This is a genomic window from Methylomonas koyamae (genome assembly GCF_019669905.1).
Taxonomy (GTDB): domain Bacteria; phylum Pseudomonadota; class Gammaproteobacteria; order Methylococcales; family Methylomonadaceae; genus Methylomonas; species Methylomonas koyamae.
This window is the reverse complement of record NZ_AP019777.1, coordinates 4528113-4544953: the sequence shown is the minus strand read 5'-3', so window position 1 is coordinate 4544953 and position 16841 is coordinate 4528113. Positions and strand designations below refer to the sequence as shown.

The following is a 16841-nucleotide window of genomic DNA, read 5'->3' as shown; positions in this document are numbered from 1 at the left end:
AACATCGATGGCGGAGCCAAGCGATGGGCGGCCGTCTTGCGCCGCCTGAAACGGCTGGTGGGAGTAGGGTGGCTGCTTGAAAGCGCTTGGTTTAGACGATGCGGTTTTGGGTCAGTTGCCTATTTCCACCCGGTTGCGGCCGTTTTTCTTGGCCCGGTACAAGGCGTCGTCGGCAGTGCGGACGATGTCGTCCAGTGTCATCGGCGCATCGACCCGGCGGGTACACAGGCCGATCGACAGCGTCGACGGAATGGTTAAATTTTGGTAACGGAAGGTGTGCTTCAGTACGGTCAAGCGGATGCGCTCCGCCAGTGCAACGGCGGCTTCGGCCGAAATTTCCCGCAGCAGTATGATGAACTCTTCGCCGCCGTAACGCGCCAGCAAGTCTTCGTGGCGCATTTCGGCCTGCAGGATTTTGGCTAAATCGCGCAGTACCTGGTCGCCGGCCAGATGGCCGTAGTTGTCGTTGGTCAGTTTGAAGTGGTCGGCGTCGCACATCATCACGGTCAAACGGCTCCGGTTGCGTTTGCAATAGGAAAATTCCTGCTGCGCTCTGGAAATAAAGGCGTTGCGGTTCAAAACCTTGGTCATCGAGTCGATGTTGGCGGCCTCGTACAGCGCCTGTTCCGAGACCGCTTCGCTGGGCAGTTTGTAATCGACTTTCAGGTAAGTGTCGCCGATGCGGATCCGGTCCAGCAATTGCAAAGGATGCCTGGAAATGCGCCTATCGTTGACGAAAGTGCCGTTGGTGGAATTGAGGTCTTCCAGATGAGCCTGTCTACCGTTTATCGCAAGCAGGCAATGGCGGCGGGAGATTTTCGGGTCGGCAATCGGAATGTCTGCGCTGAGTTCTCGACCCAGAATATGGCGATTGGCCGCCAGCGGAAATTGCTTGCCCTGGTCTCGGCCGGATAGCACTACCAGATAAGGTTGCAAATTCGCACTGTCACGGCCGGTTTGGGTGGCGTTGCCGGTCAGCGTGTTCGAAAATGCGTTTAGAGTGGAATCGGGAGGCGTGGTCATTGCGCGATTCCGCAAGCTGGCAACGTACGCTCCGGCAGCGGCAGCGGCACCGCAACGCTAGCCGGAGGGGCCGGTTGATTCGGTACTGTAAAACCCCATGCCTGGTCCAATCGGTGATAGAGGATTTCAGAGGCCGGCCAACAGCGGTTTTGCATGGTTAATAATTCGTTATCTGCTGATACGCTTGCCAGTGTCGCAGATAGGCCGCTGGCTCGCAAGTTGCCGGCGTTTCGGAGCTTAAAACGCTTGTTGCCGCAGTTCGCTGCTGCGGCAACTTGGGGGAATTTATGCGAATGCCTTTTTGAAAAACTCCGGCATCGCCAGGCTGGCTTTATGGATCTCGTGGTTGTAATAGACGGTGTCGAAGCCTTTGTTGATAGCATCCTGCTCCCGGAACGCGGCGAACGCGTTCTTGCCGGCCATCGTCGCGCTCCACCAGCCGGATGGGTAGATGCACTGCGGGAAGAACACGGTTTGGTAATGGTTAAAACCGCCGGCCCGCATCTCGCCGCGCATCTCTTGCAGAATATGCATATGCAGCAAAGCCGATTCGCTTTGCTGGACGACGATACCGTTTTCGGTTAAGGCTCTGAAGCAGTCTTTGTAAAAATCGGCGCAGAACAAGCCCGCTGCCGGCCCGACCGGATCGGTACTGTCGATGATGATGATGTCCACGCTGTTCGGTGCCGCATCTTTGACCCATTTGATGCCGTCGATGAATTTCAGCTCGGCACGCGGATCGTTGTTGGACTCGCACAATTCCGGGAAGTAGATTTCGGACAGACGGGTGACGCGTTCGTCGATGTCGATCTGCACCGCTTTTTCCACGCCGGGGTGCTTCAGTACCTCGCGCAGCGTACCGCAGTCGCCGCCGCCGATAATCAACACGTTCTTCGGGTTGGGGTGAGTAAACAATACCGGGTGGCTCATCATCTCGTGGTAGAAGAAATTGTCCCGGGTCGAAACCATGGTGCAGCCGTCTATCACCATCAAATTGCCGAACTGTTCGGTCTCGTAGATTTCCAGAAACTGAAACTCCGATTGCTCTTCGTGCAATTTGCGTTTGATTTTTAATGAGAAGGCGGAGCCTGACGGCTCCTGCGCTTCGCTGAACCAGGTGGCGTCGAGCATGAGTTGTCCTCAAAAAGTCATAAAAGTCGCGGCATTATACTTTAGAATTCCGGCATCTTTATGACAGTACGGGGAACCCGAGTGCCGGCACAAGCATGGTCGATTGAACAGGCAAAACAGCTCTATGCGATCCAACAATGGGGCGACGGTTATTTTTCGATTAACCAACTTGGTCATGTTTGCGTCAAACCGCGCAGCGATAACGCCGCGGAAATCGATCTGTTCGAAGTCGCCGAAACTCTGCGCGGAAAAGGGCTGAAACTGCCGGTGCTGGTGCGCTTCACCGATATCCTGCCGGATCGCATCCGCCGGCTGCAACAGGCTTTCGACCAGGCTAGAGCGGCGCATAGCTACGGCGGCGAGTACACGCCGGTTTATCCGATCAAGGTCAACCAGCAAGGCAACGTGGTCGAGGCTATCGTCTCCGCCGACAATATCGGCCTCGAAGCTGGCAGCAAACCGGAATTGCTGGCGATTCTGGGCTTAGCCAAGGCCAACGGTACCATCGTCTGCAACGGCTACAAAGACCGGTTCTACATCCGGATGGCGTTGATGGGCCAATTGATGGGCTTATCGGTGTTCATTGTCATCGAAAAACCGTCCGAGCTGGAATTGATTCTGGAGGAAGCCGCCAAATTGCGAGTCAGGCCGTTGATAGGCCTGCGGGTGCGGTTGGCGACGATCAGTGCCGGCAAGTGGCAAAACAGCGGCGGCGAGAAATCCAAGTTCGGCCTGCACGCCAGCGAGGTGCTGCAATTGGTCGAACGCCTACGGCAGGTGCAGATGTTGGATTGTCTGCAGCTAATGCATTTTCACATGGGCTCGCAGATCGCCAACATACACGACATTAAATTGGCCTTGAAGGAAGCCGGCCAGTTTTACCTGCAGTTGCGCCGGCTCGGCGCAGAGATTAATACGGTGGACGCCGGCGGCGGTTTGGGCGTGGATTATGATGGCAGCGGCTCGCGGCGGGAATGTTCGATCAACTACAGCATGTCCGAATACGCCGATAATATCGTCCGTGCCTTTGCCGAGGTCAGCCGGCAGCACGATCTGCCGCAACCGAACATCATCACCGAGTCGGGCCGGGCCATTACTGCCCACCACGCGGTATTGATCACCAATGTCACCGAAGTCGAGCGTTTGCAGGGCGCAGGATTGGCGGCCAAGCATTTCCGCAATGTCAGCGAGGCTTACCATAATGCCCAGTTCGACATGGCCGAGGCCCGCGCCAGTTTCGTGCAAGGCGATATCGATTTGGCGGAACTCGCAGTTGCGGAACAACGCTACGTCGGCTTGTGCCAGCAAATTCAGGCGCAGTTGAATCTGGACAACCACCATCATCGGGAAATTTTGCAGGAGCTCGACGAAAAGCTGGCCGACAAGGTGTTTTGCAATTTTTCGCTGTTTCAATCGATGCCCGATATTTGGGGAATCGATCAGATCTTTCCGATCATGCCGGTCCACCGCTTGCACGAGCAACCGGTCAGGCGTGCGGTATTACAGGATTTGACCTGCGATTCCGACGGCCGGATCGACCAGTATGTGGACCGGCACAATATCAGCAATACGCTGCCGTTGCATGCGATCGGCGACGATGAAGACTATCTGATCGGCTTTTTCATGGTCGGCGCCTATCAGGAAATTCTGGGCGACATGCACAATTTGTTCGGCGATACCCATTCGGTCAATATCGAGCTGGACGGCAGCGGTTACCGCTTCGGCGATTTCATGGAAGGCGAAGACGTCAGCGAATTGCTGGATTACGTGCATATCGACACCGAGGCGCTGAAAACGGCCTACCGGCGTAAACTGGACGGGGCGGCGTTGACCGCGGAACAGAAAATCAGCTTCGAACAGGAGTTGGCAGCTGGGTTGAACGCTTATACCTATTTGGAAAAATAGCGGCGGCATCGGTAAACGGGGCGGGAATACATTATGAAGGCGGGTTTTATCGGTTTGGGGGCAATGGGACAGGGTATGGCGCGTAATCTGGTCAAAGCCGGCCATTTGTCCGCAGTGTATAACCGCAGCGCAGAAAAAGCGGATGCGTTGGCTGCGGAGTTGGGCGTCGAGGCTTGTCGCGGTATCGCCCAGCTTGCCGTTGGCGTAGACGTGATATTGGTGTGCGTGTCGGCCGATCAAGATGTACTGGATGTGGTCGATGCGATCTGCAGCGGCATCGAGCCGGGTTCGGTTGTCGTCGATATGTCGACGGTCAGCGGCGAAACGGCCAGAATGGCTGCGGAAAGACTCGCCGAAAAACAAGCGGCATTTCTCGACGCCCCGGTCTCCGGCGGCGTCGAAGGCGCCAGAAGCGGCACGTTGGCGATGATGGTTGGTGGCGACTTGGCGGTATTGGAACGGGTGCGGCCGATATTGGCGGCGATGACGGCGCGGATAGAGCACATGGGCGGTGTCGGCGCCGGCCAAGCCTGCAAGGCAGTCAACCAAATCATGTGCGCCGGTATCAATCAAGCTGTGACCGAAGCGCTGGCATTCGCCGCCGCCCAGCAATTGCCGCTGGATAAGGTGGTAGACGTGATAGCCGGCGGCGCGGCCGGCAATTGGTTTCTGCAGCATCGCGGCAAAACCATGACGAAAAACCAATTTGCGCCCGGCTTCAAATTGGCGCTGCACCATAAGGATTTGCTCGTCGCCGAATGGATGGCGGCGCAGGTTGGGGTGGTGTGTCCGTTAACGGCAGCGACTTTGGCGGATTATGCCAAACTGATGGCGCAAGGGTACGGCGACGAGGATATCTCGGCGCTGTACCGGTTAAAACTGCAATGATCTTTCAATCAGCTTACAAGATGTAACAATGAAAATTACGGTATTTGGCAGTGGATACGTCGGTTTAGTCACGGGAGCCTGCTTGGCCGAAGTGGGGAATCAAGTACTGTGCATGGACGTCGATCAGCGTAAGGTCGATCAGCTGAAGCAAGGTATTATCCCGATCTATGAGCCGGGTCTGGACGAAATGGTTAAAGATAATGTCGCTGCCGGCCGCCTGCGTTTCACCACCGACGTCAAAGAGGCGGTCGATTTCGGTTTGTTCCAATTCATCGCCGTCGGCACTCCACCGGACGAGGACGGATCGGCCGATTTGAAATACGTGTTGGCAGTGGCGCAAAGCATCGCCGAACACATGACCGATTACAAAATCGTCGTCGATAAATCCACCGTACCGGTCGGAACCGCCGACAAGGTCAAGCAAACCGTGGCCGACATGCTGGCGCAGCGCGGGCAGAGTCTGGAATTCGACGTGGTGTCGAATCCGGAATTCTTGAAGGAAGGTTCGGCGCTGGACGACTTCATGAAACCGGACCGGATCATCATCGGTACCGACAATCCGCGTACCGCCGAATTGCTGAAAGCCTTGTACGCACCGTTCAACCGCAGCCGGGAGCGGGTGATCACGATGGATATCCGTTCCGCGGAATTGACCAAATACGCCGCCAACGCGATGCTGGCGACTAAGATCAGCTTCATGAACGAGCTGGCCAATCTGGCCGAACGCTTAGGTGCCGACATCGAGCAAGTGCGCCACGGCATCGGTTCCGACAGTCGGATCGGTTACAGCTTTATCTATCCCGGTTGCGGCTACGGCGGCTCCTGCTTTCCGAAAGACGTCAAAGCATTGGAGCGTACCGCCCGCGACAACGGCTACCACGCGGAATTGCTCAGTGCGGTCGAGAACGTCAACGATAGGCAAAAGCACCGCTTGTTCGAGAAGATCAGCGCGCATTATCCGGCTGGCGTTAAAGGCAAAACCTTTGCGCTGTGGGGGCTGGCGTTCAAACCCAATACCGACGACATGCGCGAAGCGCCGAGCCGGGTGTTACTGGAAGCATTGACCGAGGCCGGCGCAGTGGTCCAAGCCTACGATCCGGAAGCGCTGCGGGAAGCGCAACGCATCTACGGCGACAAAGCCGGTCTGGTTTATTGCACCAAACAAACCGAAACCCTGAATAATGCCGACGCGCTGGTCATCGTCACCGAATGGAAGCAGTTCCGCAGTCCGGATTTCGACGATTTGGGGCGTTTGTTGAAAGACAAAGTGATTTTCGACGGGCGGAATATGTATGAGCCTAGGTTGGTTAGGCAGTTTGGGTTGCAGTATTACGCGATTGGGCGGTAACTCTCTCCCTCTCTTGCTGGAGAGGGTTGGGGTGAGGAGTTCTAAAGGTGTCGCTGGCGCGACGGCTGGATTTGATGTCGGGTCTCGGCCCGACAGCCGAGGTACTTTTCTTTGCTCCGCCAAAGAAAAGTACCCAAAAGAAAGGCGGCCCGGACGCCGCTTATTCCCTGCGCGCCGAAGCGTTTATCGAGGGTCGGCAGAAGGGGCTTCCCAGCCCCTCCGCCGACGCGCCGCATCCTTGCGGCGCCCCTTCGGGCTGATCTCGATAAACGCTCCGGTGCTCGGCGCGGCATACGGGAGAAAACCGTCCCGGAATTAAAAGTCGGTTAGTTCCTCGTTCCCACGCGCCGCGTGGGAATGCAGATTAACCGCGCCAGCGGTAACATACGACAAAGCTATCAAACGAGGTCAAGCCCATGGGCCGCAGTCGTTACCGCATTCTCTAATCCCAACAGCCGCATTTCATAACCTACACCGTACTGAACTGGATTCTGTTATTCACGCGTCCGGCGACCGTGTAAATTGTGTTGGACGCGTTGCTTTACCGCCAACAGCAGCACAATTGGTGAATATACGGCTACGTCATTCTGGAAAACCATTTGCACCTGCTGGTCAAACTGACGATTTACTCAATCAACTGCCCCACTTCAAGTCTTACACCGCCCGCCAGTTTATCGATTATTTGCAAGGCAATAACGCCGAGCGCTTATTGAAGCAATTGAACTGGTTCTGCAAGGCGCATAAAACTGCTCGGGATTATCAGTTATGGGAAGAGGGTAGCCATCCGCAGTTGATCGATAACCCCGACGTCTTGAGGCAGAAATTGGAGTATATCCACCTGAATCCGGTCAAACGCGATTATGTTGATTTACCGGAACATTGGTGTTATTCGAGTGCCCGGAATTATGCGGGGTGGGAAGGGTTATTGCCGGTTTATCGGGATTGGTTTTAGCTGACCGCAGCGCGGCAGGATTGCATTCCCACGCGGCGCGTGGGAACGAGATTAACTATTTGAGTGCTCTATGGGATTTTTTATCTTTTTTTTCATTCTGATCTCGCCAGTTATATTGGCATTGCTTATACATATATTCCGCGACTTACGTGGAAAAGCCAGAAATATTCGACAGGAATGTTATTCATGCGGGGGCCCCGTCTCGATGACTGAATATCGAGTTATTTATCACCACCGAGGCGGAAGGTATATTTACTGTGAGCAATGCGCGGATCGTCATGAATTATGGTCTGGCATTGCTATATCCATTATGGCGTTCGGAGTGGCAACGACTCTTATTGTGCTATCTATTTCTGAATTTGACACCAGTCCACAAAAGTTACTTTTGTTTGCTGGATTAGCGATAGTCGTAATTGTTGTTTTGGTCGCTGCTCGCTATATTTTCAAGAAAACCAAGTAATTAATTCGTCGATTCAAGCGCTGAATGACTGCTTTCCGACTTTTTTCCGGCCATAATGCGCAATCTGTAAGGCGTCGCCGTATTGCGCCGCATGTTGGCTTTAAATAATTCGGCGTATTACGCTATCGCTAATGCGCCTTACGCCACTCGGGATGGGGCTCCCCCGTATGCCCCGCCGAGCACCGGAGCTTTTGAACGGATTAGCCCGTAGGGGCGATGCAGGGATGCATCGCGTTGCCGAAGGGGCAGGAAGCCCCTTTCGGCAACCCCGTTCAAAAGCGAGGGCGCAGGACAAAGCGGCAGGATAGCCGATTTGCATGCTATGCACCCGGAGGGCGAGGCACATGGCTGTGCCGAGTGATTTAAGCGGCATTCGGGCGGCCTTTTCTTTGGATACTTTCTTTTGGCGGTGCAAAAGAAAGTATCGCGGCTGTCTGGCCGAGACCCGACTTCAACATAGCCGTCGCGCCAGCGACACAAACCTAAGAAGACCGAAGCTGACTATGTTTCACCCCATACCCAAAATAAATCAAAAACCCAATCGCCAGCCAAACAAACAACCTGATCCATGTATCAATCGGCAATCCCGCCATTAAACTCAAACACACCAAAATCCCGCCAATCGGCACGTAAGGTACGGCCGGGCATTTGAAGTGGCGTTCCATTTCCGGGTGGCTGTTACGCAAGATCCAGACGCCGCCGCAGACCAGCACAAACGCAAACAAAGTGCCGATACTGACCAACTCGCCGAGCTTTTCGATGGGCATGAAGCCGGCCAACAAAGACACGGCGACACCGACCAGGATCGTCGACAAATGCGGGGTTTGGAATTTGGGGTGGACTTGGGCGAACAGCGGCGGCAGCAATTGGTCTTTGGCCATCGAAAAGAAGATTCGGCTCTGGCCCATCAGCAGTACCAGCATCACCGAGGTCAGGCCGGCAATGGCGGCAATTTTAATAATCGGCGACAGCCAGCCCATGCCGACATGATCGACGGCCAGCGCAATGGGCGCCGGCACGTTTAATTCGGTGTAAGGAATAATGCCGGTCAACACCCCGGCCACCAGGATGTAGAGCAGCGTGCAGACCGCCAACGAGGCGATGATGCCGATGGGTACGTCGCGTTGCGGGTTGATAGCTTCCTGCGCGGCGGTGGATACGGCATCGAAGCCGATGTAGGCAAAGAAAATCACCCCGGCACCGGTCAAAACGCCGCCGAAACCAAAGGGGGTGAAGTTAGCCCAGTTGTCGGCTTGGATATGCCCGGAACCGGCGACGATAAACACCACGATCACCGAGAGTTTGATCAACACCATCACGAAATTGAAGATCGCGGATTGGCGGATGCCGATCACCAACAACCCAGTTAGCAGCAAGATGATGCTCACGGCGGGTAAGTTGATGAAGCCGGCCTCGGGGTTGGCGAGATAAGCCGTGGTCAGATAGGTCGGTAAATGCACCCCAAAGTTTTCCAGAAAACTGGTGAGGTAGCCGGCCCAGCCTATCGCGACGGTGCTGCTGGCGAGGGCGTATTCCAGAATCAAATCCCAACCGATAATCCAGGCCATGAGTTCGCCCATGGTCGCGTAAGCGTAACTGTAGGCACTGCCGGACACGGGAATCATGGCCGCCAGTTCGCTGTAACACATGGCTGCCAGGCCGCAGGCGATGCCGGCCAAAATGAACGACACCACGATGGCCGGACCGGCATATTTGGCGGCGGCGATGCCGGTCAGCACAAAGATACCGGCGCCGATGACGGCGCCGATGCCCAGGATGGTTAAGTCCTTGGCGGTGAGGGTTTGCTTTAAGCCATGCTGGACACCGGTCAGGGCTTCGACGGATTTGCGTTGCAGTAACTGCTTGGGGATGTGCATGAAGTGGTCTCGATTATTTGGAAGGGGCCGGCTTGACTGAATCGGGTAGGTTTTGGGCGCCGTCAAAGCGGGTGCCGGTCGTCACCGCCTCGGTGAAAATCGCGTCGTGCAGTTTGGCTTGCGAGAAATTGGCATTGGTCAGATTGGCGCCGGTCAGGTTGGCGCCATCCATTTCAGCGGAATACAGATCGGCGTTCTGTAAGTTGGCGTTATTTAATTTGGCGTGTTTCAACATGGCGCGGCCGAGTTGGGCATTGCTGAGGTTGGCGCCGGTCAAATTGGCGCCTTTCAAGCTGGCGCGCATCAGGCCCATCGATTGATTCTTCATGTCCGCCGCCCATTGCACATTGCTCAGATTGGCATGGCTTAAATTGGCGCCGTCCATAATGGCCACCACCCGGCTACCGCTCATGTCGGCGTTGCTGAGGTCGGCGTGCATCAGACTGACCCCGAAAATGCTGGTATTGGCCAGATTGGCGCCGCTCAGCTTGATCCGGGTCATTACCGTCAAGTCCAGCGTCAGGCCTTGCAGGTTGCTGTTGTTTAAATTGGAGCGGCGCAGATCGGCGCCCCACAAGTCGGCGTTACGAAAATCCAGATTCGACAGGTCCAGGTCGGTCAGGTCTTTACGGCGCAGGTCTGCGGGGTGCTGCTTGTCGGCTTTGGCGAGCAGTTGTTCGACTTGAGTGCGGCTTAATTCGGCGGCATTGGCCGATATAGCGCAGATTGCGATTGGTACTGTTGCCAGTACTGATTTCGTTAGGCGGTTCATAAAGTCTCCTGGCTGTTTGCAAGGGGGGGAAGCAGCTTGGGCCTGGCAAATACGATGATATTGGTATTTTGTGCCGCAACCGAAAAACCATGCGGGATAAGTATGTCCGCAATTTTTTCCTGCCAATGGATATTGATAGGCGATCTGGCAATATCGTTGCTGGGCAACACTATAAAATAAAACGGCCTGACCGCTATCACTGGATTGGACATTTCGATAACGTCCAGCAAGCTCTTTTCCAGGTTTCTGGCGTTAAAATCCAGGGTTCTGACCGGCCGTCCGGTCACGCGGCGCAATGAACCGCCAACATTGGAGATTAATAATGCTTCTTCGGGAAGGTCGGATACTATTTTAGCGATCGCAGGATCTTGGGCGATTTTGAAGTTAATTTCGTTCGATAGTATTTTATACTTGGCGGTAATAGGCTGCACGGCGGCAATGATATCCGAAGACCGGTTAAGGTATCTGAGTATATCTTTGGTTTTTTTAATGTCGTAATTAATAAAATACAAATGACCTGTAATCATAATGATTCCAATTATAACGGCGCCAGTTTTGTAATATAAGCCTTGTGTTTTAACTCGAAACACAACTAAAAGCAGAGGGAAAAATATCCAGCTAAAAGGAGATACGTGGCGTATCAGATCGCCAGGGTCCAAGCCGTGGTAAGTGTGGGCAATGACGAGCATCCCGCTCGAAGATGCAAACAATAATGCCGAAAATATAATGAAGAACTTTTCGGTTAAGTTATAGCGGAGCCAATGTTGCCGCCCAAAATAAAGAATTAGAACTGCTAACGGTAGCGTAATTGAAATAAATCTAAAAAAATCCCATGCTAGCATGGAGATTTCGCGCGATCCACTTATGTCCAGGAGGATGGCTTCTATTAAAACGCGCAACGAAACAATAGGGGGTGAAAAATAGCCTTGATTAACTTTGTAGGGTAGCGCTTCGCCGAATAGAGTGATGTTTCTCCAGAATAACGCTACTACTATAGGCGTTAATCCGAATAAAAAATATCCGCATATCCTGGCAATATTTTTTAGGGGGTGTTGCCTTAATGCAGCTAGTAATATTAAAGCTGAAAAAAGAGATAAAAAATATGCCAATCCAACATTTCTAACGGCATAGGCAACGCCGGCGATTAAGCCGGATAAAATAAATTTTTTTAATGTTTCCGGCGTGTCTATGTTTTGTAGGCTTCTAATAGTTATGCTAAGAGAAAATAAAATTAGAAAACTATAAACAGGTTCTGTTAATGGGGCCGGACTGACTAAATAGACGCTGGGTGCGCTGGCGATGATTGCCGCACTCAAAATCGAAAATGGCAGGCCGAGCAGCGGTCGCAGGATAAAGACTAGGGTGGGGGGGGTTAATATCCAACTGATTCGAGATATCCACAGGTCGCCGACGTTGGGTGCTAAGCCGAACTGCGTTGTTAGATAAATCAGTATCCCGTAGCCGGGCGGTTGATATATCGTAGGTTCATAATCCACTGTGTAATTTTTTGTCGCCCAAGGTGTTCTGGTTAAACCGCGGCCCTTGATGAAATTTTGAGCCTCCTCGTAGTAACTGTCATTACTCGGATAGAATCTTATCGAATCGATCAATGCTGTCAGTTGCAGCACCATAATTGTGCTTAGGAGCAGCAAGGGTAGGTATATGTAGAAAAAATCCCGTAGTTTGGGCCGGTTCTGCAAGCAAGTTGTTAGACCGTTCTTCATGGTTATTCCAATGATTCTCAAGATATATAGTATTGTATATCAATAAATTTAGGCCGGTAAGGCAGATGTCAGCCTCTGTAAACTGAGGCTGGCGATGCTGTAGAAGTTGCCTATAATTGATCGCTAATCGGCGCGCTGCACAAATGCCCGCGGAAATGAAAAAGTGGGCTTTTTTCTTATTGGCCGGAAACGCATTTTCGACGATTTTGTTAAAGTGGCCACTGTAAAATACAATAAATATTCAATGGTGAAATGATGTTGTCGATTATAATTCCGGCGTATAACGAACAAGAGGTGCTAGGCGAGTTTTATGCGCGTGTGACTGCTGTACTAGATAGCATGGTTTCCGACTACGAGTTAATTTTTGTCAATGACGGTAGCCGCGATGGAACTTTGCCATTATTGGAGAAATTCGCGGAATCGGATCCGCGGGTCGTGGTTATCGATTTAAGCAGGAATTTCGGTAAGGAAATCGCTGTATCCGCCGGAATTGATTTTGCACGGGGCGATGCGGTGGTTATTATCGACGCGGATTTGCAGGATCCGCCCGAGTTAATACCGGAATTTGTGAGGCAATGGCAAAATGGTTTCGATAACGTTTATGCGCGGCGAGTTAGTCGGGACGGCGAGTCGACAATTAAGAAAGTAACTGCGTATCTGTTTTACCGGTTTATTCGCATGATAACCAATATCGATATCCCCGCCGATACTGGCGATTTTCGTCTTCTGAGCCGGCGTGCCGTTGATTCACTGAAGCAATTACCCGAGCGAAATCGTTTTATGAAAGGCTTATATGCCTGGATTGGTTATCCGGCTATCGCAGTTGAGTATCGACGCGATCCTCGTTATGCAGGCGACACAAAGTGGAATTATTGGAAGTTATGGAATTTTGCGTTGGAAGGGATTACTTCGTTTACCGAGGTTCCTCTCAAGGTAGCAAGTTACGTTGGAGGTTTTATTGCTTTTTTCGCATTTTGTTACGGAATTTATATTATCGTCAATACTCTGTTGTATGGTAATCCGGTTGCCGGTTATCCGTCGTTAATCGTTACTATATTATTTCTCGGCGGAATACAATTGGTATTTATCGGTATATTAGGCGAATACCTAGCTCGAGCTTTTTCCGAGTCCAAGCGGCGTCCGTTGTATTTTGTTAATAAGGTCTTGAGGAAATAATTTTGTAGAGTGGGCGAAAGCTTATTTTTCGTAAGGCTAGCGTCTGGCAATCTGCAGGTTAACGTTTTTATTTGGAAGTCGATTAGTATAGGTTAGCCGGGTGGTGAAAATCCATGTCCCAGCCTCCAATCTAACAGGAAGTGGCTCCATTTAGTGCAAATTTTCTGGTTTATTACTAAATATAGAGTCAATTGGTCTTAAAAAGAGTTTTTCACCAACCTGTTAGGCAAACGCCCAGTTCTTATTGACAATAAATGTCGTCACCGGAACTACTGTTACCATGAATAGTACGGCGTAAGGGTAAGGTAACAGCAACCAATCTACGATAACCAGTACCCCGGCAGTATTCATGCCCAAACCAATTAAAGCTACAATCAGAAATTTGAGCATCTTTCTTGTCCAGTGAGTCTTGCTGATATTTCGAAAGGTCCAATGATATTGGCCGAGAAAAGAAATAAGGAACGCGACGGCAAAGGCGATGAAATTGGCTTGTAATGCCCCGGCTAATTGAGCTTCGAGTACAAGCGCGAATAAACCCGCATGCGTTGCCGTTGCCAGTCCGCCGACGATAGCAAATTTTAATATTTGCGATTTGGTTTGATTGGAAAGCTTCGCTGTTTTACTGGGGACTTCAATATAACGTGGGCTTCCCTTTATTCTGCGTTGTCTTTTTTGTTTTTTGTTTTTACGCATTTTAACGGCTATTGGTGGCTATTTTGCTTGGCTTATTTCTTGGTGGCATGGTTAGCACTTGAGAATGCCGACATCTGTTTTCGGCCCAGATAAATTAAAATTTTTCAATCGGGGGGCGTTGAAACATGATTACTGCATTTTTGCAGATAACTTATTAACCTAATATGAATAAGCGAAAGACATTCGGTTTTAAACCCGCTGCGGAGTTTAATAATCATCAGCTCAGTTTATGTCTAAACGATATAGCCAAGCAACGGGAATTGTTGGCCTTAGTTCGAATCGGTTTGCCTGCTGAGCTATCCAAACACGTCTTGCATTGTTTAGTGTCGGGCTCGGTTATTCTGCTTTACAGCGATTCAGCCAGTTGGGCGTCGCAAATCCGGTTTTTGGCTAACAATATTCTGGAAAAGCTGCGCGACGCCGGCCAGACGAACGTGGCCAAGCTGCAGGTTCGAATTATGCCGGTGGATGTCGGCGTATCTGGCAGAGGAGGCAAGCCGAAGTTGCCATCTGCGGAAACTATCGCATCGCTGTGCCGCGACGGGGAGCTCACCGACAACAACGATGTGTTGGCCGTGGCTTTGATGCGCTTGGGAAATACGCTGCGCCGACGGGCGCAAGATGATTGAACTGTGGGAACGCGCCGCCCGGGTTAACTATTCAGGCGGCGTAAAGTCGAGAGGTTGGCTAAATCAGCCTGTGGCCCGAGCGGAAGACTGCGCGGAATTCAGGAACGAAATCGGCGCGTCCTCGGCGTTTTCGAACGTAACTTTTTCCCAGGCGTCGGTCTCGTTCAGCAGCGTCAATAACAATTTGTTGTTTAGCGCGTGGCCGGATTTGAAGCCCTGGTATTCGCCGATCAGGCTGTGGCCCAGCAGATATAGGTCGCCGATCGCATCCAGAATTTTGTGTTTGACGAATTCGTCGGCGTAACGCAGGCCGTCTTCGTTCAATACCTTGTCGTCGTCGACGACAATGGCGTTATCCAGGCTGCCGCCCAACGCCAGATTGTTTTCCCGCAAAAATTCGATATCTTTCATAAAGCCGAAGGTGCGGGCTCTCGCGACTTCCTTGACGAATGTCGTCGTCGAAAAATCCATCACCGCGGTTTTCAAATGGTCGGAAAATGCCGGATGTTCGAAGTCGATGGTGAAGGTCACTTTAAAGCCTTCGAACGGTAAAAAAGCGGCCCATTTGTCGCCGTCTTCGACCTTAACTTCGCGTTTGATCCGGATGTATTGCTTAGGCGCATCCTGTTCGACGACGCCGGCTGATTGCAGCAGAAACACGAAAGGTCCGGCGCTGCCGTCCATGATCGGTACTTCGGCGGCGCTGACATCCACTATCGCGTTATCGATGCCCAAGCCGGCCAGCGCGGACAATAAATGTTCCACCGTAGAGACCTTGACGCCTTCGCGAACCAGGGTCGTGGATAGCTTGGTCTCGCCGACATTTTCCGGGCGCGCGGTTATTGTCACGGGCGTTTCCAGGTCGACGCGGCGGAAGCGGATGCCGGTATCCGGCTCGGAGGGATGCAAGGTCAAATAGACCTTATCGCCGGTATGTAAGCCGACGCCGGTGGCTCTGATCGTGTTCTTTAAAGTGCGCTGTTTAATCATGAAATGCCGACAATATGTAAAACAAGGCGGGGGAGTCTATCACAGATTAGGCGATAGCTCCCCCCGAACTTGGTGGGCTGCCTGAACCGTTAAGCGGCTAACTCGGTTAGTCCGCTTGGCGGCGTAAAAAGGCCGGCACATCCAAATAGTCCAAATCGACATCGTTGCGCGGCTGGGCGCCGAAACGCGATTCTCTGGTCGATTCTTGCTTTTGCTGGCGGATTACAGTCGGTTTTTCCAGTTGGCCGTAATCCACTTCGCCGGCCGCGACTTTTTTCACCAGGCTGATCGGGGCGGCATGCTTGGCTTTGTCGCCCATGCCGGTCGCAACCACGGTCACTTTGATTTCGTTGCCCATGGCCGGATTGACCGCCATACCGATTTTCATGTCGGCGTCTTCGGAAGCGAAGGCGTGCATGATGCTGCCGATTTCGTCGAACTCGTTCAAGCCCAAGTCGCCGTTAGAGGTGACGTTGACCAGGATGCCGCGCGCGCCTTGCAGGTTGTTGTCGTCCAACAACGGGCAGGCAATGGCTTTTTCTGCGGCCAACCGTGCCCGGTTTTCGCCGCTGGCCACGCCGGTACCCATGATCGCGCTGCCCATGTTAGACATCACGGTGCGGACGTCGGCAAAGTCGACGTTCATCAGACCAGGGTGAGTGATTAGCTCGGTAATGCCTTGTACCGCGTCGCGCAGCACGTCGTTAGCGGCGCGGAACGCTTCCACCAACGATTTATTGTTGCCCAGTGTGGGTAACAATTTTTGGTTGGGAATGATGATCAACGAGTCGACCAGTTTTTCCAGTTCGCGCAAGCCGGCGTCGGCCACGCCTTTTTTCTTGGAGCCTTCGAAGTCGAAAGGTTTGGATACTACGGCAACGGTCAGTACGCCCAACTCTTTGGCTACTTCGGCGAATACTGAGATTGCGCCGGTGCCGGTGCCGCCGCCCATGCCGGCGGTCAGAAACACCATGTCGGCGCCGGAGATGACTTCCCGAATGCGGTCGCGGTTTTCTTCGGCAGCGGCTCTACCGATTTCCGGCCGGGTACCGGCGCCCAGGCCTTTGGTCAACTCGACGCCGAGTTGGACGATGGATTCGACGTTCATTTCTCGCAGGGCTTGGGCGTCGGTGTTGGCGCAGATAAACTGCACGCCGTCGATGCCGTCGGCCGCCATGTGGTTGACCGCATTGCCGCCGCCGCCGCCGACGCCGATCACTTTAATCACAGCACTGCCGCTGCTATCCAATAATTCATATTTCATATTCACGCC

Annotated in this window: 13 protein-coding genes and 1 pseudogene; 6 read left to right on the top strand and 8 right to left on the bottom strand. The window is 52.7% G+C overall.

Annotated features, from left to right (window positions below; translation table 11 throughout):
* Window positions 1-111 precede the first annotated feature (111 nt).
* Together MKFW12EY_RS20480 and speE are read right to left on the bottom strand one after the other, a co-directional pair.
* On the bottom strand, window positions 112-1023 hold the full coding sequence (locus MKFW12EY_RS20480) for a GGDEF domain-containing protein (RefSeq protein WP_064028005.1): 912 nt from the start codon (window positions 1021-1023) through the stop codon (window positions 112-114).
* A gap of 285 nt (window positions 1024-1308) precedes the next feature.
* Window positions 1309-2154: a polyamine aminopropyltransferase gene (gene speE / locus MKFW12EY_RS20475; RefSeq protein WP_054758911.1), complete on the bottom strand. Its 846-nt coding sequence runs from the start codon at window positions 2152-2154 to the stop codon at window positions 1309-1311.
* Between the two features lie 81 nt (window positions 2155-2235).
* Here speE and speA point away from each other — a divergent pair, with 81 nt between their 5' ends.
* From speA to MKFW12EY_RS20455, 4 genes and pseudogenes are all read left to right on the top strand, one after another.
* Window positions 2236-4059 (top strand): biosynthetic arginine decarboxylase, encoded by a 1824-nt coding sequence (speA, locus tag MKFW12EY_RS20470; protein WP_245006369.1) that lies wholly within the window; start codon window positions 2236-2238, stop codon window positions 4057-4059.
* Window positions 4060-4092: 33 nt separating this feature from the next.
* Window positions 4093-4947, top strand: a complete 855-nt coding sequence (locus MKFW12EY_RS20465) for an NAD(P)-dependent oxidoreductase (protein WP_054758913.1) — start codon at window positions 4093-4095, stop codon at window positions 4945-4947.
* 28 nt (window positions 4948-4975) lie between these two features.
* Window positions 4976-6295: a UDP-glucose dehydrogenase family protein gene (locus MKFW12EY_RS20460; protein WP_054758915.1), complete on the top strand. Its 1320-nt coding sequence runs from the start codon at window positions 4976-4978 to the stop codon at window positions 6293-6295.
* 464 nt (window positions 6296-6759) lie between these two features.
* Window positions 6760-7247: pseudogene (locus MKFW12EY_RS20455) on the top strand (transposase).
* 942 nt (window positions 7248-8189) lie between these two features.
* On the opposite strand, the gene MKFW12EY_RS20450 reads toward MKFW12EY_RS20455, so the two are convergent.
* Genes MKFW12EY_RS20450 through MKFW12EY_RS20440 form a run of 3 tightly spaced genes read right to left on the bottom strand, consistent with a single transcriptional unit; the run spans window position 8190 to window position 12080 of the window.
* Window positions 8190-9584, bottom strand: a complete 1395-nt coding sequence (locus MKFW12EY_RS20450) for an amino acid permease (protein ID WP_221053665.1) — start codon at window positions 9582-9584, stop codon at window positions 8190-8192.
* A 13-nt stretch (window positions 9585-9597) separates the two neighbouring features.
* The gene (locus MKFW12EY_RS20445) at window positions 9598-10356 is read right to left on the bottom strand and encodes a pentapeptide repeat-containing protein (RefSeq protein ID WP_054758917.1); all 759 of its coding nucleotides are present in this window, start codon (window positions 10354-10356) and stop codon (window positions 9598-9600) included.
* The gene (locus MKFW12EY_RS20440; protein ID WP_221053664.1) at window positions 10353-12080 is read right to left on the bottom strand and encodes a hypothetical protein; all 1728 of its coding nucleotides are present in this window, start codon (window positions 12078-12080) and stop codon (window positions 10353-10355) included. The genes MKFW12EY_RS20445 and MKFW12EY_RS20440 overlap by 4 nt, the downstream gene beginning before the upstream one ends.
* Before the next feature lie 252 nt (window positions 12081-12332).
* On the opposite strand from MKFW12EY_RS20440, the gene MKFW12EY_RS20435 reads away from it, so the two are divergent.
* Window positions 12333-13256: a glycosyltransferase family 2 protein gene (locus tag MKFW12EY_RS20435; RefSeq protein ID WP_245006368.1), complete on the top strand. Its 924-nt coding sequence runs from the start codon at window positions 12333-12335 to the stop codon at window positions 13254-13256.
* Between the two features lie 222 nt (window positions 13257-13478).
* On the opposite strand, the gene MKFW12EY_RS20430 is transcribed toward MKFW12EY_RS20435, so the two are convergent.
* On the bottom strand, window positions 13479-13949 hold the full coding sequence (locus MKFW12EY_RS20430) for a GtrA family protein (protein ID WP_054758921.1): 471 nt from the start codon (window positions 13947-13949) through the stop codon (window positions 13479-13481).
* A 164-nt stretch (window positions 13950-14113) separates the two neighbouring features.
* Between MKFW12EY_RS20430 and MKFW12EY_RS20425 the strand changes: the two genes are divergently transcribed.
* Window positions 14114-14578, top strand: a complete 465-nt coding sequence (locus tag MKFW12EY_RS20425; protein WP_082409628.1) for a DciA family protein — start codon at window positions 14114-14116, stop codon at window positions 14576-14578.
* Window positions 14579-14641: 63 nt separating this feature from the next.
* Here MKFW12EY_RS20425 and lpxC read toward each other — a convergent pair whose 3' ends face one another.
* Both lpxC and ftsZ read right to left on the bottom strand, forming a co-directional pair.
* Window positions 14642-15568, bottom strand: a complete 927-nt coding sequence (lpxC, locus tag MKFW12EY_RS20420) for a UDP-3-O-acyl-N-acetylglucosamine deacetylase (protein WP_054758925.1) — start codon at window positions 15566-15568, stop codon at window positions 14642-14644.
* A 106-nt stretch (window positions 15569-15674) separates the two neighbouring features.
* Window positions 15675-16832, bottom strand: a complete 1158-nt coding sequence (ftsZ, locus tag MKFW12EY_RS20415; RefSeq protein WP_064023046.1) for a cell division protein FtsZ — start codon at window positions 16830-16832, stop codon at window positions 15675-15677.
* Window positions 16833-16841: the final 9 nt, after the last annotated feature.

What these genes read in the sequence shown, in the direction of transcription:
- MKFW12EY_RS20480 (WP_064028005.1), bottom strand. Translation starts at nt 1,023, where the DNA reads ATGACCACGCCTCCCGATTCCACTCTAAACGCATTTTCGAACACGCTG.
- speE (WP_054758911.1), bottom strand. Translation starts at nt 2,154, where the DNA reads ATGCTCGACGCCACCTGGTTCAGCGAAGCGCAGGAGCCGTCAGGCTCC.
- MKFW12EY_RS20465 (WP_054758913.1), top strand. Translation starts at nt 4,093, where the DNA reads ATGAAGGCGGGTTTTATCGGTTTGGGGGCAATGGGACAGGGTATGGCG.
- MKFW12EY_RS20460 (WP_054758915.1), top strand. Translation starts at nt 4,976, where the DNA reads ATGAAAATTACGGTATTTGGCAGTGGATACGTCGGTTTAGTCACGGGA.
- MKFW12EY_RS20450 (WP_221053665.1), bottom strand. Translation starts at nt 9,584, where the DNA reads ATGCACATCCCCAAGCAGTTACTGCAACGCAAATCCGTCGAAGCCCTG.
- MKFW12EY_RS20445 (WP_054758917.1), bottom strand. Translation starts at nt 10,356, where the DNA reads ATGAACCGCCTAACGAAATCAGTACTGGCAACAGTACCAATCGCAATC.
- MKFW12EY_RS20440 (WP_221053664.1), bottom strand. Translation starts at nt 12,080, where the DNA reads ATGAAGAACGGTCTAACAACTTGCTTGCAGAACCGGCCCAAACTACGG.
- MKFW12EY_RS20435 (WP_245006368.1), top strand. Translation starts at nt 12,333, where the DNA reads ATGATGTTGTCGATTATAATTCCGGCGTATAACGAACAAGAGGTGCTA.
- MKFW12EY_RS20430 (WP_054758921.1), bottom strand. Translation starts at nt 13,949, where the DNA reads ATGCGTAAAAACAAAAAACAAAAAAGACAACGCAGAATAAAGGGAAGC.
- MKFW12EY_RS20425 (WP_082409628.1), top strand. Translation starts at nt 14,114, where the DNA reads ATGAATAAGCGAAAGACATTCGGTTTTAAACCCGCTGCGGAGTTTAAT.
- lpxC (WP_054758925.1), bottom strand. Translation starts at nt 15,568, where the DNA reads ATGATTAAACAGCGCACTTTAAAGAACACGATCAGAGCCACCGGCGTC.
- ftsZ (WP_064023046.1), bottom strand. Translation starts at nt 16,832, where the DNA reads ATGAAATATGAATTATTGGATAGCAGCGGCAGTGCTGTGATTAAAGTG.